Here is a 19,842-nt window from a genome sequence, read left to right as displayed (position 1 = left end):
ATTTCTTTAAGATTTCAATCGTAAAAAAGCGGTTTCGCCGCGTGCGGAATTTTTTCGTCGCGCCCATTTTCGAAACACGACGCGTTCAATTTTCCGTCATTTGCTTTCGCCGGATTTTCCGCTGCAATTTTGCCGCAGTGAATTGAAAGAAGTGCCCGTTAACCACGATCACTGCAGCTACGAATGTTGTGAATGAAAGCTTTGTACTTGATAATTTGATATTGATGGAAGTGATCCGGCGGCGGCGGATGCGCGCGTTACATATGCGAAATTTTTCCCGACGTATTGATGCTGGCCGTGTTACCCGGACAGGCACCTTTTCATTAACATGTAACCGGGAGGCGCAAAACCGTTTTTGTCCAGCGGGTTATTTTTTCTTGAATTTCGTTTAAAAAAACGACCTCCAATTTCAAAATATTCATTTTTCAGGTCGTTTTTTGCGGAAATCGAATATTAAACGGAAACAGATTGTAGTTATTTAATTTATTTTATATTTGTTAAAGTATTAATTTTTTATATGGTTACTGTCCTATGAAAAACCAAATATTCCTACACCGCGAGAATCTTCTTGCACAGTAAATGACTCTCGAAAGCAATGGATTTTTCCATTGCTTTTGTTTTTTTATGCGGTGGTAAAAATTAACCCGCAGGATGCAGCTCGCGGAAATGAAAACGGGTATCCCAGGCTGTGGGCGCATCATCCTTTTCCGGATCCTCTTTTTTATAACAATCGTCGTTATTGCGTGCAGGTGCATACGTCCTCGTCACCGTTTCGCCCATCTGGAAAGGCACGGGCGCATGGAATATGGGGCCGTCGTAGACAAAACTGTGGAATTCCCCGTTTTCCCCGCAAGGGTCCACGTTCCCAGGTAAATCTTCCAGGAAAGCCGCGTCGAACTCCCGCCCGGCAAACGACGCCGGCAAATACCGGTCGTTCGCACAAACGATCACCGCCCTGAACCCCGACGCAATGAAATCCTTCGCCAGCTCCAGGCTGTCGCGCTTCCAAAGCGGGAAAATCCCTTCCATCCCGGCTTTCGCCAATTGCGATTCCCGGTAAGCCCGCAAATCTTCCAGGAAAATATCCCCGAACACCGCCCGGGTGATCCCCGCCTGCCGGTAACTTTCCAGGGCTTCGGTCATGATCCCGTTATAATCTTCCATCGACGCGTTTTCGGGGAGATACGCCTTTTTCAAGGGGATGCCCGTCCGCAAAGCCTGTTCGTCCAGCAACCGTTCCTGCACCCCGTGCATCGAAACACGGCGATAGGCGGCGCTGAGGGTCGTGAACAACCCGCGGACCTGAATATTTCCCTGCTTTTGCAGTTGCCATAGGGCGAAAGACGCGTCTTTCCCCCCGCTCCAGTTAAGATATGCTTCCATTTCACGTAAAATTATTCTAATTCCAAATCATTAACGTGGCGGGAGGGTTATATTTGATAACCTAAACCTGCTCCCCATGCGCGCTATCCCCTGCATCCTCTTCGTCCTTTTCCTGACTTTTCCCGGCATCGCCCAGCACAAGGGGCTCGTGGCCGGCCCCATGACGGGGTCCGTAGAACTGCGCGACGCCATAGTTTGGGTGGAAGTGGCACCCACGGTGAAGCAGGTGGCCGTCCGTTTCTGGCCGAAAGGACAGGAAGGCCGTGCCCGCACCCAAAACTGGACCGGGCAATCCGGTAGAACCTACCTGCCTGTCAAACTGCAGCTCGTCAACCTCGATCCCGCCACGGAATACGAATACGAGGTCGTAATAGATAAAATCCCGGCTAAAAAGTCTTCCTTCAAAACCAAAACCCTCTGGCAATACCGAATGCCCGCGCCCGATTTTACGTTCCTGACGGGCTCCTGCGCGTATTTCAACGAAGACGGGTTCGACCGGCCGGGCAAGCCCTACGGCAAGGATTCCTCCATTTTCCTCACCATGGCCAAAGAAAAAGCCGATTTCATGCTATGGTTGGGCGATAACTGGTACACCCGCGAAGTGGATTACCATTCCGCGCCTGGCCTGGCCTACCGCGCGCACCGCGACCGGTCCCTGCCGGTGCTGCAGCCTTTCCTGTCGGCCATGCCGCACTACGCCACCTGGGATGATCACGATTTCGGGCCCAACGATGCCAGCAAAGCCTACATTTTCCGCGACGAAAGCCGCGCCGTGTTCATGGATTACTGGCCCAATCCCACCTTCGGCCGGGACGGGAAAGGCATTTATACCCAGTTCAGTTTCAATGACGTAGACTTTTTCCTGCTGGACGGGCGCTACTTTTCCAGCGGCTCCCGGATGCCAGACAGCATCGGCGGCAAACCGAACGCGGAAAAGAAAATGTACGGCGACGAGCAGATGGAGTGGCTCCGCAACGCCCTGCTGCAAAGCAATGCCCGATTCAAGGTGGTGGCCACCGGGAGCCAGGCGCTGAACGTGTATTCCCGTTGGGACAGTTTTCATCATTTTCCAGTTGAATACCAGTCATTTATGGATTGGCTGAATGAAGTGGACATCCCTGGGATCGTATTCCTCACCGGCGACCGGCATCATTCCGAAGTCGTTAAAATGGACCGCCCCGGCAATTATCCGTTATACGACATTACCAATTCTCCCCTCACATCCGGCGAGGCCGCCCCTTCGGGCATCGAGGTGAACAGCCCCATCCGCGTGGCGGGAACGCTGGTGGTGACGCAGAACTACAGCAGGATCAAGGTGTTAGGGCCGCAAAACGACCGCAGGATGCAGGTGGAGTTCGTGGACCGGAACGGCCGGGTGCTGGGGAAATTTGAAGTGGCGGCGCAGGAATTGAAAAAATAATTCGGGGAAAGCTGCAACTTTTCTTGCAGCGGTTCGTCTATTTGATGAAAGGCCCAAAAGGATGTTGGTAGCTTTACAAGTGCTGTTTGTACCGCAAAACTACGGATTCGTCAAAAGGGCTTTTATTTCACCAGTTATTTTGTATTTTTAGGTCATTAAACTATTACCCTTATGAAAAAGCTGTTGTTTATGTTGGCAATCGGAACGGTGGTTTCATCCGCCGCGTTCGCCCACAACGGCGATAAGACTACCAATAACGGCGACAAGTCTGCCAATAATGGCGACAAGACCGAGAAGGGCGCTACCGTAACCGCCGCCACCGCCAAAGCCAAATCGAGCAACAGGCTGGAGGAGATTCTGTGGACCGTTCCGCAGTCGAAAGTGGAGAAAGTAGACGAACTGGAGATGAACAAGGCCATGGTAGACCTCTATAAGTGGTATTTACAGAACGAAACCCGCATTAAGAACGATCCTTCCCTCAAGCTGGATCCGAAAGATCAAATCGTTGCACCTTTCAAGGTTGACCCGAAAGTCCTGCAACAATACATGCAATTCATCAAGAAGAACTTCCCCGGTCTCAACGAAGATGATCTGAGCGATAAGCGCACGGCCAGCAAAACCCGCAAAACCGCGCCTGTATCCACTTGCGACGATCTCGACAGCCCGATGCCTTTGACGGCTTCGAAATAATTTCGTAAGTTCGTTTAATGCATCTGCTCCAGTTTACCTACAAAAGGGAAGAAGTTATCAATGCATTACGGTTCCATTTTTTACGCAGGGGCGAAATCAAGGTTTTTCGCAATGCCCTGATCATTTTGCTATTGGCAACCGTGATCGGGTACGTGTTGCGCCTGGTGAACTTCAACGCCATGCTGGGGATCGTGCTCATGATGTTGATCCTGGGCTGGGCGTTCTGGTATTTGCTCCCCGTTTCCACTTACAATAAAGCCGCTACTTTCAGGGATAATATCCGCCTGCATTACAATGATGAAGGAATGGCGATCCAGACCGGGGTGGGAGAACGCCAGCTGTTGTGGCGCAATTTCAACCAGATCGTGGAAACGGATTCTTTTTTCTATCTCTACCGCGACAAGCGCAGTTTCTTCCTCATTCCCACGAGTGCTTTCCAGAGCGATGAAGCGCACCTCCAATTCCGCGAACTGATGCAGCGCGCGATCCCGGATTATCGCCGGAAAGACAAATCCTGATCAGAGTTTCCTGAACATTTCGACGTGATCGATGCCTACTTCGGTGAAAATTCCGCCGCGGGTAGAATAGCCGTTTTTTTCGTAGAACGGCCGTGCAAGGTCGCGGGCGTGCATCATCAATTCTTCGAACCCTTCTTTCCGCGCCTGTTCTTCGGCGAAGCGGAGCACGCGGCTGCCGGTGCCTTTGCCCTGCTGATCGCCGTCTACCGCCATTTGCCGCAATTGCACGGTGGTTGCGCTTACCGGCGTGAGGATGCAACAGCCCACGATGCGGCCGCCATCGAAGCAGCCGATGAGGATGTCGTGCATTTCCTGTTGCAGGTATTCCTCCGAAAAAGTGAGGCCCAGCGGGCGGCGGAGGATTTTGTCGCGCAGCGCGATCATGCTGTGATGGTCGCAACTGCCGTATTCGATGAGGCGGATATCGGGCATGGGACGAAGGTACGGAGGTTTACCAAATGACGTTTTCTGTGTAGGGTTGACGGGCGTAATCGGGGAACGGGCGGACTTTTTCCAATAAAGCCGTCCGCACATTGAATTCCCAGATGGCGGCATCTTCCATCCAGGGATCTTCGAGGATGAGCAGGGATTCCGGGCCGGATTGGCGCATGTCGTAAACGCCGACGCCATGATAACGGGTGACGGCACCATTCCGAATGACCGCCAGACCATCATTCCCTCCAACGGCAGCCCAGTCGCCATTTTCGGTCAATACACCGCAGGTAGGATTACCATAAAAAGAATCGATCAATATGGCTTTCCTGGCGTTGACATCGAGCAGGTAAGCTGCTTCGAAAATGCTGACCAGGCCGAATGATTCATTTTCTGCATGGATAACGAGATTCGGCCCCCCGGTTTCTTTCATACTTCGATACAACTGCTCGAACAATTCGGTTTCCGTTAACATGCAATGAATTTATACTGGATTACTGTTAAAATATTCAAGTATCACCGGCGCCACAGACCGCACTTCCAGCATGGGATCGCTGATCCGCAGGGCGTTCGGGTGCGTATCCGTGCAAACGAGCCGGGTGATGATGCCGCTGTCGCGGATACGGTCGAAGCCGTTGCCGGCGAAAATACCATGGGTGGTGATAACGGCGATGGATGAGGCGCCCGCCTGTTGATAAGCCTGCGCGGCGTTAATGAGCGAACCGCCGGTGCGGATCATGTCGTCGTAAATGATGACGGGCGTATCCTGAACATTGGCGCTGATGGCAGTGACATGCGTTTCTTCCCCCGAAACCCGCTTTTTGAACACGAACGCCGCAGGAACACCGAGGTCGTTGGCGAGCGATTCCACCCATTTGGCGCGGCCGGAATCGGTGCTGGCGAGCACGAAAGGCTTGCCGCCGGCAATATCGAGCGCTGCCTGCTGCACGATGTTTTTGGCGTACAAATGCACCGGCCTCACATTGCTTTCAAAATAATACGATATTCCGTCTACGTGTAAATCGATCATGATCACCCTGATACCGTTGGCAGCGGCGGGCAGGGCGGAGAACAGCGTGGCACGGGTTTTGGCTTTTACGATCTCCCCGTACTGCACGGCCCTTTCCATGGTGGAATAGCCGAAGTAGGGGATCACGAGGTTGATGCAGACGGCGCCGTACTGGATACAGCCGTTGGCGATGTCGAACAGTTCGAGGGTTTCCTTATCGTCTATCGTTCCGCCGATCAGAACCACTTCCTTCCCGCTAACGTTGGAGGTTATACGGTGATAGTGTTCGCCGTCGGGGAAATCGCGGATGGAAAGGAGCCCCGGCTCCCATGTGTCTGGCGCGATGGCGAGCAACCGCTCCCTGAGATATTGGTACCTTTGCGTGGAAAATACGATTTTACGGGCCATGGCTTGAATTTCAGGAGTTTCCCGAAATTATGCCAAAAGCGTCAGGCTTATAAATTATTTTTAACGTTTCATTTGAGCCCGGAACGTTAAATTTGAGAGCATAGTATGAAGCAATTTCTGTTAAGATACGCCGTGGCGGCGGGTGTTTTGTGCCTGGTCGGACTGCAGGAAGCCAGCGCGCAGGCTGTCCGCCTGATGGGTATGATCACCGATGCGGACACGCGCACCGGGCTCCCTGGCGTTACCGTCTGGAACAAACGCAGCAACATGGGCTCGATCTCCGGTGAAACGGGCCGTTATTATATCGAGGCGCTGCCGGGCGACACCATCGAGTTTTCCAGTATCAGCTACGTGCGCACGGCTTACGTGGCGCCCGGGATTTCCGCGACCCGCAACGTGGAAATGAAGCGCCATATCATGGGGCTCCAGGGCATCAACATCCGTGGCCGCATCTATAAACAGGACTCCCTCGCCATCCGCGAAGAATACGAACGCTATTTCGGGTACAAGCGCCCCGGCGCGCTGGATGTGCTGAAAACACTGCCGTCCAACCCCATCACCGCGCTCACCTACCTCGTTCCCAGCAAAGCCCGCAAACGCCGCGAGAAATTCGGGGAACAGCTCAAATACTGGGAAGAGGAAAAGCATATCGACTACCGCTACAATCACGACCTGGTGGCCAAAATCACCAAACTGGAAAGCCCCGAGCTGGATTCGTTCATGCTCGCCTACCGCCCGCCTTACAACTTCCTGCTGAACGCAACGGAATACGATCTGCTGCTGTTCATCAAACAATCGTACGAACGCTGGCAAAAACAGCGCGGCGAAGGGAGAAAGGAATCCGCCAACTAAGTTCGTCAACATACGGAAACGCCCGTCCAGCTGCATGCTGACGGGCGTTTCCCGTTAAAGGAATCCCGTCCGGGCGGTACCTGGACGGGATTTTCGTTTTTATCTGCGGGGAGATTATTTCAGTAATCCGCCTTTCAGCCGCATGAGCTCCGTTTCCGCCACTTTCGTGTTGTAGCGCGCCTGGATGAGGCGGTAGGCGGCGAGCTCGAGGCTTTGCTGGGCTTCTTTCACTTCCAGCGTGGTGGAAACCCCTTGCCGGAAGCGTTCCAGCGCCACCATGGTGTTTTCGCGGGCGAGGTCTACGCTTTCCTGCTCCAGTTCCAGCGCCATTTTGTAGTACTCGTAATCGCGGTAGGCATTGCGCAGTTGCAATTGCACCAGCGAGGCCTGGTTGTCGAGCGCGAGTTGCTGATATTCGATATCGAGCTTCGCGGCTTTGTATTGGCGATGTGCGTTGAGGCCGTTGAAAATGGGCACCGTGGCGGAGAAGCCGTAGTTGAAGCCGCGGTTCTGGTTGAACACGGGGCTGAACTGGTTGATGGCGGCGCTCGCGCGCGACTGGTTGAAGTTATAGGCGGAGTTGAAAGACAGTACCGGGAAAAAATCCCCCTTTCTTTCCTTCAGCGTCAGCCGTGAAATTTCCAGGTTCTGGCGGGAGATCTGCAGCTGGGGGTTCGTCTGGTTGACGTTTTCCAGGATCTGACCGTAAGTGTACCGGAGGTTCAGCGGGATGGTGTCGAGCACGTCGTAGTTCACGCTTTCGTCGGCGATGGCGAGCAGTTGATTGAGCGACGCTTTGCTTTGTTCGATCACGGTTTGCTGGCGGAGCCAGTTGGCGCGTTGTGCGTTGTAATCCACTTTCGCCTGGAGCCAATCCGTTTTCGGCGCAAGCCCGGTCTGGAACTTGGCGTCGGAGAGTTTCACGCGTTCGTCGGAAATGGACATCTGCTCGGCGAGCGCGCGCAATTGCTGTTTTTGCTGCGCGATGTTGTAATAGCTGTTGATGATATTGGCGACCGTATTCTCGACCTGGTTGCGGACGGCCAGTTCGCCCAGGATCTCGATGGCCTGCACGCGCTGGCGCGTAGCGAACATCTTGAGGCCGTCGAACAGCGTCCAGTTGAGGTTGACGGCCGCTTGCAGCTGTTTGTTCTTGATGCCCGAGGTGTCGCGTTTGGTGCCGTTGCCGAATTCCTGTTTGGTGGCGGTATTGGTCCAGGTCTGGGCGGCGGTGCCGTTGATGCGCGGTGCGAAGGCGAAGTTGGCGTATGCGTTATCGTTGGCCGACAATTCCGCATCGTTGCGCGCCATGCGGATATCGAAGTTGTTTTTCAGCCCCAGGTCGATCGCCTGTTCCAGCGTGAGCACCTGCTGCGCGCGGGTGGCGGTGCAGGCGAGGATCAGGGAGGTGAAGAAGAATATCTGTTTCAGTTTCATTGTTAGCATGATTTTAGGCGTGCGCGGCGGATGCTGCCTCTTCGGGCACTTTCGAATCAGTTACCGCGTCTTCGAATTCCGTGTTCTTCTTCCTGCGGCTGAGGAAGGTGTACACGGCAGGGATCACGTACAGCGTGAGCACGAGCGAGAACATGATGCCGCCCACGATCACGATCCCCAGCGGGATGCGGCTGGTAGAAGCCGCCCCGAGGCTCATCGCGATGGGAAGCGCGCCCAGCGCCATGGCCAGCGATGTCATGAGGATCGGGCGCAAACGCATCACCGCACCTTCGATCGCCGCGTCGGATTTCTCCCGGCCGGCGTCGCGCATGTGGTTGGCGAATTCCACGATGAGGATCCCGTTTTTCGTCACCAGGCCGATCAGCATGATCACCCCGATCTGCGAGAAGATGTTCCAGGTCTGGTTGAATAGCTTCAACGACAGGAATGCGCCTGCAAACGCCATGGGCACCGTGAGCATGATGATCAGCGGATCGACCCAGCTTTCGAACTGCGCGGCAAGCACGAGGTAAATGAGGATGAGCGCCAGCAGCAGCGCGAACATGGTGTTGGAGCCGGACTCGGCATAGTCGCGCGAGGAGCCGCTCAGCGCCGTGTCGAACGAATTGTCGATCACTTTTTCCTTTTCCAGTTTGGCGTAAATGGCGTGCATGGCGTCGATACCGTCGCCGATGGTTTTGCCGGGGGCAAGACCTGCGGAGATGGTGGCCGATTTCATACGGTTGTAGTGATAGATTACCGGCGGGCTCGTTTCCTCTTCGATGGTCACGAGGTTATCGAGCTGGATGGCTTCGCCGCGTGCGTTGCGGACGTAGATGCTTTGGAGATCGACGGGGTCGTCGCGGTCGGCGCGGAACACCTGGCCCATCACCTGGTATTGTTTACCGTTGCGGATGAAGTAACCGAAGCGGCGGTTGGAAAGGGCGAGTTGGAGGGTGGAGGAGATATCTTCCACCGAAACGCCGAGTTCGCTGGCCTTTGCCCGGTTGATGTGGATGCGCAGTTCGGGTTTGTTGAACTTGAGATCTACGTCAACGCCCTGGAAAACCGGGTTGGCGGAAGCTTCTTCCACGAATCGGGGGATGACGGCGGAGAGTTTCTCGAAGTTCACGTTCTGCAATACGAAAGCAACGGGCAAACCGCCGCGGCGGCCTACCTGGATGGTTTGCTGCTCGATGGCGAACACTTTGCCCTGGGGGAACCGGTACATATTGCGGTTCACCATATTCACGATGTCTTTCTGCGAGCGGAGGCGCTCGTTCGGCTCGGGGAGCGTCACGAACGAGAAGGCCGTGTTCACGGAACCCGCACCGGAGAAGCCCGGCGCCGTCACGGAAAGGATCACTTTCTTTTCGGGGATGGAATCTTTCATGAAATTCACCAGGTCTACCACGTACTTGTCCATGGCATCATAAGCCGTGCCTTCGGGCGCGGAGATGGAAAGGCGGAACGTGCTCCGGTCTTCCACCGGCGCCAGTTCTGACTGGATGTTGGTGAACAGCACGTAGATCATGCCGATACAGGCCGCAATGATCACCCAGGCGAACCAGCGGATCTGGATGAAGGAAGCGAGCGTATTCTTGTAGCTCCGTTCCATCCACTGGAAGAACGGCTCCGTTTTTTCGTAGAACCAGGAATGCTTGTGCGTTTTGCGGGCGAGCTTTACGTTGAGCACGGGCGTGAGCGTAAGTGAAACGAACGCCGAGATCAATACGGCGCCGGCCACCACGATCCCGAATTCCCGGAACAGACTGCCCACGAACCCCTGGAGGAAGATGATCGGAAGGAACACGAACGCCAGCGTTACCGACGTGGCGATCACCGCAAAGAAAATTTCTTCGGAACCTTCCTTGGCGGCGCGCATGCGCGGCATGCCCAGCTCGATCTTTTTATAAATGTTTTCCGTGACCACGATACCGTCGTCCACCACGAGCCCCGTGGCCAGTACGATGGCCAGCAGCGTGAGGATATTGATGGTGAACCCGCAGATGTACATGATGAAGAACGCGCCGATGAGCGACACGGGAATGTCCACGATCGGGCGAAGGGCCATGAGCCAGTCGCGGAAGAACAGGTACACGATGAGGATTACCAGCGTGAGGGCGATGATGAGCGTTTCCTGCACCTCATGGATACTCTTCTTGATGAAGGCGGTATTGTCCATGGCGATGTTGAGGGAGATGTCTTCCGGCACCTCCTGCTTCAGCTGGTCGTATCTTTTATAAAATTCTTCGGCGATGGCCACGTAGTTGGAGCCTGGTTGCGGAATAAGGGCGAGGGCGATCATCGGCACGCCGGATTCCTTCAGCTGCGTTTCCTCGTTTTCCGGCCCGAGCACGGCCTGGCCTACGTCGCGCAGCCGGATTTCGGCGCCGTTGACGTTCTTGATGATGAGTTCATTGAATTCCTCTTCCGTATCCAGCCGCCCGAAAGTACGCACGGTCAGCTCGGTAGCGTTGCCCGCGATCTTGCCGGAAGGCAGTTCCACGTTCTCGCGCTGGAGGGCAAGTTGTACGTCGCCGGGGGCGAGGGAATAGGCGGAAAGGCGGGCGGGGTCCATCCAGATGCGCATGGCGTATTTCTTCTCGCCCCAGATCTGGATGGCGGAAACGCCGGGAATGGTTTGCAGCCGTTCGAGGAGCACGTTGGTGGCGTACTCGGTGACTTCGAGCTGGTTGCGGGTGTTGGACTGGACGGTCATGGAAATGATGGCGTCCGAGTTGGCGTCGGCTTTGGATACCACGGGCGGGGCTTCCAGGTCGTTGGGCAGGTTGCGCTGCGCCTGGGAGACTTTGTCGCGCACGTCGTTGGCCGCGGCTTCGAGGTCTTCACTCAGTTCGAATTCCACCGTGATGTTGGAGGAGCCTTGTGAGCTGAGGGAGGAGATATTTTTGATACCGGCCACACCGTTGATCGCTTTTTCGAGCGGTTCGGTGATCTGGGTTTCGATGATATCGGAGTTGGCGCCGGGGTAGGATGTGCGGACGTTCACCACCGGCGGGTCGATGGCGGGGAAGTCGCGCACCCCGAGGAAGGTGAACCCGACCAGGCCGAAGATCACGATGATGATGTTCATCACGATGGCGAAGACGGGCCTTTTAAGCGATATGGAGGGTAAGCTCATGTGTTTCGTTGTTAAGTTCAGGGAACCGCTGCTGTTTCGGGCAGCGCACTATTGCACCTTATTATATTGAAAGGGCATTCCGGGTTTCAGTTGGAGTATACCGGTGGTGATGACGGTGTCCCCGATCTGGAGGCCGCTGGTGATCTGCACGTTGTTTTCGTTACGGATGCCGGTTTCCACGTTCACGAATCTGGCTTTGCCGCTATTTGCCACGATCACCTGTTTGAACCGGGTTCCGGGGATCACGGCCTGGGAGGGGATCATAATGGCGTTGGGATTGTCTTTCAGCTGTATGGAGGTGCGGGCGAACGATCCGGGGAACAGGGTGCCGTTGGGATTGGGCACGATGGCGCGGATTTTCACGCTGCGGGTGGCCAGGTCGATCTTGGGATCGATGGCGTATATGGAGCCGCGGTAGCGGACGGTGTCTCCCGTCACGGAAAAAGTAACCGGGTCGCCTTTACGGATGGCGTTGCGGTATTTTTCGGGCGAAGCGAAGTCGATCTTGAGGGGATCGAGCTGCTGGAGGGTGGTCATAATGGTGGTGGGGCCTACGATGGCGCCTTCAGACACGTTGCGGAGGCCGATGGTGCCGCTGAAGGGGGCGCGGATCTCCGTTTTCTGGAGCTGGGCCTTGTTATATTCGATGTCTGCGCCGTAGGCGGCTACCTGGTTGGTGGTCACGTCCACATCCTGCCGGGAGATGCCGTTGATCTTGAGGAGGGATTCCTGGCGGGAGAGGGTGGTTTTGGCGAGTTCGCGCTGGAGCTCGAGTTTGCGGAGCTGGGCGAGGATGTCGCCATCGTACAGTTTGATGAGGAGAGTGCCTTTGGCTACTTTGGCGCCTTCTTTAAAATATATATGGGTGATGCGACCGGTGATCTCGGGTTTGAGCTCCACTTCTTCGTTGCTTTGGAGGGTGCCGGAGGCTTCGATGATTTCGTCGAGTTTCACGGGTTTCACAACATAGGCATCGGCCATGATGGGTTTTCCGGCCGGGCGGCCGCCGGCGGAAGGAGCGCCGGGTTTTGCGCCGGGTTTTGCGGTCAGCTTATAAATAAAGAAGCCGGCAGCAGCCAGAACCAGGAATAGAATAATAATTCGTAAGGTCTTATTTCGCATGTTTCAGTCTATATAAAGTTTAGTAACCGCTTTCGGTTTTTCGGTCCGGGGATCGGGACGTGGAATCCATCCCCCGCAAGTTAAGGGATTTCGAAGCCGGACAAATTTAATAATTGGACGTTATCGCGCTCCCGATCCGGTTTTAAATATGGTTAAGTGGCTGAATTCGGGGGCTGAATGGTCAACTTGTATGTCGTAACAGCTAATTAGGCGGGGATTTGTGGATGAGCGGTGCAATAAGGGCCGGAGGTGAAATGATGGGGGATGGATAGGTGAAGGGAGGATGCGCGGCTTCGGGGGGGACCGACAAAAGGGCAGTTGCCGGGAATGCGGGGTGTGGTGAGGGGAGGATGGGGCCGGGGAGAAAAAGGGGAGAAAAGCGGGTGAAAGCGGGGTTTTCAAGGATGAAAAAGGGGAGTCATATGTTTGGCCGCGTGTATGCGGTGAAAGCTGTAATTCAATGCTGTGGCTTATCTTGGAGTTCATTGTTGTTAAGCAAATGGAAAATCTGGGTTAAAATTCTACCGAATCCTTGGCAATTGAATAAAAATTATATTTTTGCAGTCAAGTTTTAAACCAAAAACACTTAAAATTATGTCAGACATTGCATCAAGAGTTAAAAAGATCATTATTGACAAATTAGGCGTTGACGAAGCCGAGGTAACTCCTGAAGCCTCTTTCACCAACGACCTGGGCGCTGACTCTTTGGATACGGTAGAACTGATCATGGAATTCGAAAAAGAATTCAACATCTCCATTCCTGACGAACAAGCAGAAACTATCACCACTGTTGGCCAGGCAGTAGCTTACCTGGAAGAACACGTAAAATAATCCAACAATCAGAACTGTTTTAATGCAACCAAGACGAGTAGTCGTTACAGGTTTAGGCGCGCTGACACCGCTCGGCAATTCCGTGGAATCTTTCTGGCAGGGATTGGCGAACGGTGTATCGGGCGCTGATTATATCAAGCAGTTTGATGCTTCCAAATTCAAGACCCGTTTTGCCTGTGAGCTGAAAGACTTCGATCCTACCCAATTCATGGATAAGAAGGACGCGCGCAAAATGGACCCGTTCACGCAAACCGCCGTCATAGCAGCCGATCAGGCTGTTGCGGACGCGAAAATCGACCGCAACTCCGTGGATGTTGACAGGGTTGGCGTGATCTGGGGTACGGGTGTAGGCGGGATGATCAACTTCTCGAATGAGTTAAAGGAATTCCATTCCGGGGACGGAACGCCACGTTTCAGTCCTTTCCTGATCACCCGGCTGATCCTGGATATTGCCGCAGGGCATATATCCATGCGGCATGGTTTCAGGGGGCCTAACTTTTCGGTGGTATCTGCCTGTGCATCCGCCACCAACGCCCTTATCGAAGCCATGTACACCATCCGCTACGGAAAAGCGGACGTTGTCATTTCGGGTGGTTCCGAAAACATCATCAATGAGCCCTGCGTAGGCGGTTTCAACGCCATGAAGGCGCTCAGCGAACGGAACGACGATCCCAAAACGGCCTCCAGGCCATTCGATCTCGACCGCGACGGTTTTGTGATGGGCGAAGGCGCCGGCGCACTGGTGCTGGAAAGCTACGAACATGCCATGGCCCGCGGCGCGAAAATCTACGTCGAGCTCGCCGGCGGCGGCGCATCTGCAGACGCACACCACATCACCGCTCCTCACCCCGAAGGGCTCGGAGCCATGAATGTGATGACGCAAGCCCTCAAAGATGCCGGCCTCCAACCGGAAGAAATCGACTACATCAACGTACACGGTACCTCTACTCCGCTGGGCGACATTGCGGAAGTAAAGGCCATTCAAAAGGTATTTGGAGAAGCTGCCTACGATCTTAACATCAGCTCCACCAAATCCATGACCGGGCACCTGCTCGGGGCTGCCGGAGCCGTGGAATCCATTACGATCATCAAGAGCATTCTGGAAGGTCTCGTGCCTCCCACCATCAACCACTTCACCGACGATCCCCAGCTCGACGCCCAGCTGAATTTCACCTTTAACGTTGCACAAAAAAGAGAAGTGAGAGCGGCGCTCAGCAATACCTTCGGGTTTGGCGGGCACAACGCCTCCGTTATTTTCAAAAAATTTGTTCCTTGATTGTGTGAGACTACTTCCAGGATTCCTATATAAAATTTTATACGGGAAAAAGAAACTGTACAAAGACCTCTACAACCTCCTCGGGTTCCACCCGGGCAATCTGGCTTTGTACGAAGTTGCTTTAAGCCACCGTTCCAGCAAGGAAAAATTCCTTGAGAGTAACGAGCGCCTGGAATATCTTGGTGACGCCATCCTCGGCGCCATTATCGGCGACTATCTCTTCAAAAAATATCCCTACAAAACTGAAGGATACCTCACCGAAATGCGGTCCAAAATCGTGAACCGCCAGCAGCTCAACGATATCGCCATCAAAATGGGCCTCCGCAAACTCACGATCTACGACAAATACAACTCCTTCCTCAAAATCTCCCAGATCTTCGGTAACACCCTCGAAGCCCTCGTTGGCGCCGTTTACCTCGATCGCGGATATAACCAGACCAAACAGTTCGTCCACAAACGTATCCTGGTTCCCTACATCGACCTCGAAGCACTCGAGATCGTGGAGATGAACCATAAGAACAAACTCTACGGATGGGCCAACAAAAACGGTAAAACCCTCGAGTTCGAGCTCATCGAAGAACAGATGGACAATGGCCGCCGCATCTTCACCGTTGGCGCCATGCTCGACGGCGAACTCATCTGCACCGGCAAAGCCTTCAATAAAAAAGACGCCAGCCAGATCGCGGCGTCTCAGGCCATCGAATTGCTGGGAATCGGAGAGAACGATAAATAATCACTTTCACGTAGGTTCAATAAAAAAGACGCCGGTAATTCCAGCGTCTCAAAACCTTGTATTCCGTTAAGCCGGCTTCACGTTCAGCCGCAATATCGTTTTCAGTTTATCCGGCGGGGTTTTTCCCGGATCGTTCAGATAGATTTCATGATGCACGCCGTTCACTTCCAGGTGGTGCTGGCGGATGTATTGATGCAACTTGGCCACGGAAGCTTCCTCTTCGAAATAGGAGCCCGTATGCAAGAGCTGTACCGCCAGCGAGGGGGGCATCGCTTCGAAACGGAGCGCGTCGAGGAATGGAAGCTTCTTGTTGCCCGCCAATGCCGCCGCCTGCCGGCAATCGCCGCGGCTCACGAAGGCCGGCATCTGGATCGCCAGCTTCCAGTTCCATTCAGCAGCCGTAACGCCCGGCAAAGGCTCGCCGCTGTTGGCCCACCAATAGCCTTCCAGCGCGGGCATCCGGAAATCGTTGCCCTGCAATTTGGAAATCTTGCGGACGTTGCCCGCCGTAGCCAAAAGCGTTTTGATCTTGGAACGGAATTCCCCGGCATGGCAATCGCCCGTACCTTCCACGGTCAGGAATTGACCGGGCGCTATGGTTACTAACTCGGGGGTAGACCGCGCCCGGTAATATTGTCGAAGTTCTTTGTTGAGATCTGTTTTTTGCATACCTGTCGTTTATGCAAAGGAAACTGGCCGGTGTGACAACGGTATGTCAGGAGTAATGTTCGCTTAATTCGGAAATCTGCTGGCGGATGATGATCTTCAGATCGTTCGGTTCCACGATTTCCACATGTTTCCCCAACATCAGCAGCCACCGCGCAAAGTAGGAGAGGCTGCGGTACAGGAAATCCATCTCCACATAATTCTCTTCTGTCCTTTCCTGTACAAATCCGTAATGATATTTCTGTTGCCCCAGCCAGCGCGCCACATCGTGCGAAATTCGCACTTTGATCAGGCTCGGTTGGTCGGGATCGGCCTCAAATTCCTTTGTGATGTATTGTTGTAAAGTGATCCGTTTCGATTTGTCGAACCCCTGGTTCGTGAGGTGAAGGGTCTTGATACGATCTGCCCGGAAATCGCGGTAGTCGTTGCGGAGGCGGCACCAGCCGATGAGATGCCAACTGCTGTTCATATGGAAAATGCCGATGGGCTCGATCTCGCGGTGACTGGTGCTGTCGTTGTAAAAGGAGTAATATTCCACCGCCAGCACTTTCTGATTGGCCAGCCCTGCCTGGATATCGCTGAGGAAGCGGTTGGGAAACTCCTGTTCGTCGTTGCTCCGCCGGTCGTGCAGCACGGCGATGTTTTCGTCGAGCGATTCGAGGAAGTCCTTATCGCTTCCCCGCAGCACGGCCCTGATTTTCTGCATGGCGGAACTGAACTGCTGGTGGTTGGAGCGGTCGCTGTGTTTTTCCATGAGTTTTTCACCGGTGAGCAGGGCGGCGGCCTCGCTGCGGTCGAACATCACGGGCGGCAGATGGTACCCGTCCACGATATAATATCCCGTTCCCGCCTCGGCCCCGATGGGCACGCCGGCTTCCATGAGGGCTTTAACGTCGCGGTAAACGGTGCGCAGGCTGATGTCAAACCTGTCAGCGATCTCCTGCGCCTTCACGATTTTCTTCCCCTGCAGTTGAACAAGAATAGCGGTTAAACGGTCGATACGGTTCATGCTTCAAATGTAAAGACAAATTTTGCCCGGAAAATAGTCCCCGATTAAACTTTTCACCCTTTTTAGACATCTTATTGGCATAAAGGCTAAGATTTTGGTGTTTCGCAGCTTTTCAAAAAAAAGATGTTTTAACACGCATGTATTTTTATGGTTCGACGTCAAACTAATAAACAGTGCAAGTTATCCCCTCAAGATATGTAAGGAACTAGTTGCTGTTACAGCATATAGTTAGGTTAAATGGTAAAGCCCTGGCAATTCCTTGCCGGGGCTTCTTTTTTTGCCCGGAACCTGCGTCAGTAGCTCATTTCATTGAGTTTTACCTTTCCACGGAAGGTCCAGAACACGAAAATGGTGTAGGAAATGACGAGCGGCGTGCCGATTGCGGCCATCAATAACATGATTTTCAATGATTTGGGGGAAGATGCGGCTTCGTAGATGCTGATGCTGTAGGCCGGATTGGTGGTGCTGATGACGATGTTGGGATATAGCCCGATGGCGAAGAGGATCAATAAAACAGCCGTGATGCAGCTGGAAAAGACGAAGGCGGTGAAATACTTCCGCGCGTCGATGTTCCGCTTGATGTTGAGCACGGTGAGCACGGCGAGCAAGGGCAGGGCAAACAGCCATGGGTTCTTCTTGAACTCGTCGGTCATATGCGGAATGTAGATCAGCGTTACCATCGAGGAGAGGATGAAGCAGAGGATGAAGAATTTACTGCAGTTGTTGACCAGGACCGTCAGTTTGGCGTAGAGGCGGTTTTCGGTTTTCATGACGAGGTAAATGGCGCCGTGGAGCATGAAAAGCGACAGGGTCGTAATGGCGATGAGGAGGGCGTAAGGATTGAAGAAGGTCAGCAGATCGCCGGTGAATTCGTGTTTTTCGTTGATGGGCAGCCCGTGGATGAGGTTCCCCAGTACCAGGCCCAGCAGAAAGGTGATCAGCGTGCTGGAGGCCGTATAACTCACATCCCACATCTTCCGCCACCACGCCATGGGCTCCTTGCTCCGGAACTCGATCGAGATCGCGCGGAAGATGAGTGCCACGAGGAACAGCATGAACGGTACGTAGAAAATCGAGAGGATGGTGCCGTAAACGAGCGGGAACCCAGCGAACAGGGCGCCTCCCGCAATCACGAGCCACACCTCGTTGCCGTCCCACACCGGGCCGATGGCGTTCAGCGCTATCCGCCGGCTTTCTTCCTTATTGAAAAAAAGATGGAGCGCCCCGGCGCCGAGGTCGAACCCGTCGAGCACGCCGTAGCCTGTGATCAGTCCCCCGATCACGAGGAACCAAAGTGTGGGCAGGTCCAGTCCTAAGATCGTTTCCATGTCTTGCGTTTTGAGGTGTTTAGTGTTCGGGATGTTGCAGTTGCTTGATATTGCGCTTCGAGAATTCGTCGCTTTCTTCTTCTTCGTTGTGCGTCATGGCCGGTCCGTGCTGGATTTTCTTATTGAGCAGGTAAATGAACAAAATGAACAGCAGTGTATAGACGAGCGTGAAGAGCACGAGGCTGAATACGACCTGGTTGGCTTTCACGTCTTTGCTCAGCGCGTCTGACGTGCGGAGGAGGCCATATACCACCCAGGGCTGCCTGCCCACTTCGGCGGCGTACCAGCCGGCCTGGTTGGCGATCTGCGGCAGGAGCACGGCCCAGATGAAGAGGGTCATGAGCCATTTTTTGTTGAACAGCCGTTTTCGCCAGAGGTAATATACGGCCAATAACGTCATGGCAATCAATATCATACCGATGGCGATCATGATGTGGTAACTCTGGAATACGAAGTTCACCGCCGTGGGCCGTTCCGTTTTGGGGAAGGCGTCCAGCCCGGTCATGGGGGCGCTGAAGGAGCCATGGGTGAGGAAGGAAAGGCCCCCCGGCAGGCCGAGCCCTGTGGTTTTCCCGGCTTCATTGTCGACCCAGCCGAAAAGGTACATGGGCGCCACGGCGGAGCTGTCCCAATGCCCTTCCATGGCCGCGAGTTTGGCGGGCTGATATTCGCTTACGTAGTGGGCGGAGCGGTGGCCGGTGAACAGCTGCGCCAGCGCGGCGATCACAGCTACGGAGAGGCCTACCTTGAACATGGCCTTCGCCGGTTCGAGGAACCGGTTGCGGACGATGTAATAAGCCCCCACGCTCATCACCAGGAACGATCCGGCGAGGAAAGCGCCGATGATCACGTGGGAGAGGCGGTCCATGGAAGAAGGGTTGAACACCATTTCCCAGAAGTCGGTAATCACGGCGCGGGCCATGAGCCCTTCGCCTTCGATGACGTAGCCGGTGGGCGTTTGCTGCCAGGAATTGGCGATCACGATCCAGACGGCGGAGAACATGGAGCCGAGGGCGACCATGATGGTGGAAAAGAAGTGGACGCCTTTGGAGACGCGGTTCCAGCCGAAAATAAGGATGCCGAGGAAGCCGGATTCCAGGGCGAAGGCGAAGATGCCTTCGGCGGCGAGGGCGCTTCCGAAGATATCGCCCACGTACCGGGAATAGGTGGCCCAGTTGGTGCCGAACTCGAACTCCATGACGATGCCCGTGGCCACGCCGATCCCGAAAATAAGGGCGAAAATCTTGATCCAGAAGCGGGTGATGTCTTCATACATCCTGATCCCCGTGCGGAGGTACATGCCTTCCATGATAACCAGGCAAACGCCCAGCCCTATGCTGAGCGGCGGGTATATATAATGGAAAGCGATGGTGAAGGCGAACTGAATGCGGCTGAGTATTTCGACTGACGGCATGCCAAGGGTTGTTTTAGTTGCACAAAATTAGGATGGTGGAACGGGGGCTGTCCTGATGCGGGTCAGGCGCAGTTCCTGATCTTCATCAATTTAATGAAATGCAAACACGTTGGTCTTCCTTACGATGTCAATAACAATCATTTAACACCTGCAGGCATAGCCCGACGCT

General features: G+C 54.3%; 18 protein-coding genes. 7 read left to right on the top strand and 11 right to left on the bottom strand.

Annotated elements, in window-relative coordinates:
* Positions 1-639 precede the first annotated feature (639 nt).
* On the bottom strand, positions 640-1,383 hold the full coding sequence (locus tag EJ361_RS06080; protein ID WP_126244461.1) for an adenine nucleotide alpha hydrolase: 744 nt from the start codon (positions 1,381-1,383) through the stop codon (positions 640-642).
* 76 nt (positions 1,384-1,459) lie between these two features.
* Between EJ361_RS06080 and EJ361_RS06075 the strand changes: the two genes are divergently transcribed.
* The 3 genes from EJ361_RS06075 (at position 1,460) to EJ361_RS06065 (ending at position 4,011) form a co-directional block, all read left to right on the top strand.
* A complete protein-coding gene (locus tag EJ361_RS06075; protein WP_126244460.1) occupies positions 1,460-2,803 on the top strand; it encodes an alkaline phosphatase D family protein in 1,344 nt (447 codons plus the stop codon).
* Positions 2,804-2,974: 171 nt separating this feature from the next.
* Complete coding sequence (locus tag EJ361_RS06070; RefSeq protein WP_126244459.1) at positions 2,975-3,493, top strand: hypothetical protein; 519 nt, start codon at positions 2,975-2,977, stop codon at positions 3,491-3,493.
* Positions 3,494-3,510: 17 nt separating this feature from the next.
* Positions 3,511-4,011 (top strand): YcxB family protein, encoded by a 501-nt coding sequence (locus EJ361_RS06065; RefSeq protein WP_126244458.1) that lies wholly within the window; start codon positions 3,511-3,513, stop codon positions 4,009-4,011.
* On the opposite strand, the gene EJ361_RS06060 is transcribed toward EJ361_RS06065, so the two are convergent.
* Genes EJ361_RS06060 through prs form a run of 3 tightly spaced genes read right to left on the bottom strand, consistent with a single transcriptional unit; the run spans position 4,012 to position 5,860 of the window.
* On the bottom strand, positions 4,012-4,443 hold the full coding sequence (locus EJ361_RS06060) for a GNAT family N-acetyltransferase (RefSeq protein ID WP_126244457.1): 432 nt from the start codon (positions 4,441-4,443) through the stop codon (positions 4,012-4,014).
* Positions 4,444-4,462: 19 nt separating this feature from the next.
* The gene (locus EJ361_RS06055) at positions 4,463-4,918 is read right to left on the bottom strand and encodes a hypothetical protein (RefSeq protein ID WP_126244456.1); all 456 of its coding nucleotides are present in this window, start codon (positions 4,916-4,918) and stop codon (positions 4,463-4,465) included.
* 9 nt (positions 4,919-4,927) lie between these two features.
* Positions 4,928-5,860, bottom strand: a complete 933-nt coding sequence (prs, locus tag EJ361_RS06050) for a ribose-phosphate diphosphokinase (RefSeq protein ID WP_126244455.1) — start codon at positions 5,858-5,860, stop codon at positions 4,928-4,930.
* A 105-nt stretch (positions 5,861-5,965) separates the two neighbouring features.
* Between prs and EJ361_RS06045 the strand changes: the two genes are divergently transcribed.
* Positions 5,966-6,712 carry a peptidase associated/transthyretin-like domain-containing protein gene (locus tag EJ361_RS06045; RefSeq protein WP_126244454.1) on the top strand — a complete coding sequence of 249 codons (747 nt, stop codon included), beginning with the start codon at positions 5,966-5,968 and terminating at the stop codon, positions 6,710-6,712.
* 114 nt (positions 6,713-6,826) lie between these two features.
* On the opposite strand, the gene EJ361_RS06040 is transcribed toward EJ361_RS06045, so the two are convergent.
* The 3 genes from EJ361_RS06040 to EJ361_RS06030 are packed head-to-tail and all read right to left on the bottom strand — an operon-like array spanning position 6,827 to position 12,416.
* Positions 6,827-8,149, bottom strand: a complete 1,323-nt coding sequence (locus EJ361_RS06040) for a TolC family protein (RefSeq protein WP_164714105.1) — start codon at positions 8,147-8,149, stop codon at positions 6,827-6,829.
* Between the two features lie 13 nt (positions 8,150-8,162).
* Positions 8,163-11,294 carry an efflux RND transporter permease subunit gene (locus EJ361_RS06035; RefSeq protein ID WP_126244452.1) on the bottom strand — a complete coding sequence of 1,044 codons (3,132 nt, stop codon included), beginning with the start codon at positions 11,292-11,294 and terminating at the stop codon, positions 8,163-8,165.
* Between the two features lie 48 nt (positions 11,295-11,342).
* Positions 11,343-12,416, bottom strand: a complete 1,074-nt coding sequence (locus EJ361_RS06030) for an efflux RND transporter periplasmic adaptor subunit (protein WP_126244451.1) — start codon at positions 12,414-12,416, stop codon at positions 11,343-11,345.
* Between the two features lie 594 nt (positions 12,417-13,010).
* Between EJ361_RS06030 and EJ361_RS06025 the strand changes: the two genes are divergently transcribed.
* Genes EJ361_RS06025 through rnc form a run of 3 tightly spaced genes read left to right on the top strand, consistent with a single transcriptional unit; the run spans position 13,011 to position 15,256 of the window.
* Positions 13,011-13,247: an acyl carrier protein gene (locus tag EJ361_RS06025; RefSeq protein ID WP_012788038.1), complete on the top strand. Its 237-nt coding sequence runs from the start codon at positions 13,011-13,013 to the stop codon at positions 13,245-13,247.
* 22 nt (positions 13,248-13,269) lie between these two features.
* Positions 13,270-14,523 (top strand): beta-ketoacyl-ACP synthase II, encoded by a 1,254-nt coding sequence (gene fabF / locus EJ361_RS06020; protein WP_126244450.1) that lies wholly within the window; start codon positions 13,270-13,272, stop codon positions 14,521-14,523.
* 4 nt (positions 14,524-14,527) lie between these two features.
* A complete protein-coding gene (gene rnc / locus EJ361_RS06015; RefSeq protein ID WP_240646554.1) occupies positions 14,528-15,256 on the top strand; it encodes a ribonuclease III in 729 nt (242 codons plus the stop codon).
* A 66-nt stretch (positions 15,257-15,322) separates the two neighbouring features.
* On the opposite strand, the gene EJ361_RS06010 is transcribed toward rnc, so the two are convergent.
* From EJ361_RS06010 to EJ361_RS05995, 4 genes are all read right to left on the bottom strand, one after another.
* A complete protein-coding gene (locus EJ361_RS06010; protein WP_126244448.1) occupies positions 15,323-15,925 on the bottom strand; it encodes a GyrI-like domain-containing protein in 603 nt (200 codons plus the stop codon).
* A 46-nt stretch (positions 15,926-15,971) separates the two neighbouring features.
* Positions 15,972-16,931: a helix-turn-helix transcriptional regulator gene (locus EJ361_RS06005; RefSeq protein ID WP_126244447.1), complete on the bottom strand. Its 960-nt coding sequence runs from the start codon at positions 16,929-16,931 to the stop codon at positions 15,972-15,974.
* Positions 16,932-17,224: 293 nt separating this feature from the next.
* Positions 17,225-18,259 (bottom strand): cytochrome d ubiquinol oxidase subunit II, encoded by a 1,035-nt coding sequence (gene cydB / locus EJ361_RS06000; RefSeq protein ID WP_126244446.1) that lies wholly within the window; start codon positions 18,257-18,259, stop codon positions 17,225-17,227.
* Positions 18,260-18,278: 19 nt separating this feature from the next.
* Positions 18,279-19,673 (bottom strand): cytochrome ubiquinol oxidase subunit I, encoded by a 1,395-nt coding sequence (locus tag EJ361_RS05995; protein ID WP_126244445.1) that lies wholly within the window; start codon positions 19,671-19,673, stop codon positions 18,279-18,281.
* Between the last annotated feature and the right edge of the window lie 169 nt (positions 19,674-19,842).

This window comes from Chitinophaga rhizosphaerae (assembly GCF_003958645.1).
GTDB classification, from domain to species: Bacteria; Bacteroidota; Bacteroidia; order Chitinophagales; family Chitinophagaceae; genus Chitinophaga; species Chitinophaga rhizosphaerae.
This window is presented reverse-complemented; position numbering and strand designations above follow the sequence as displayed.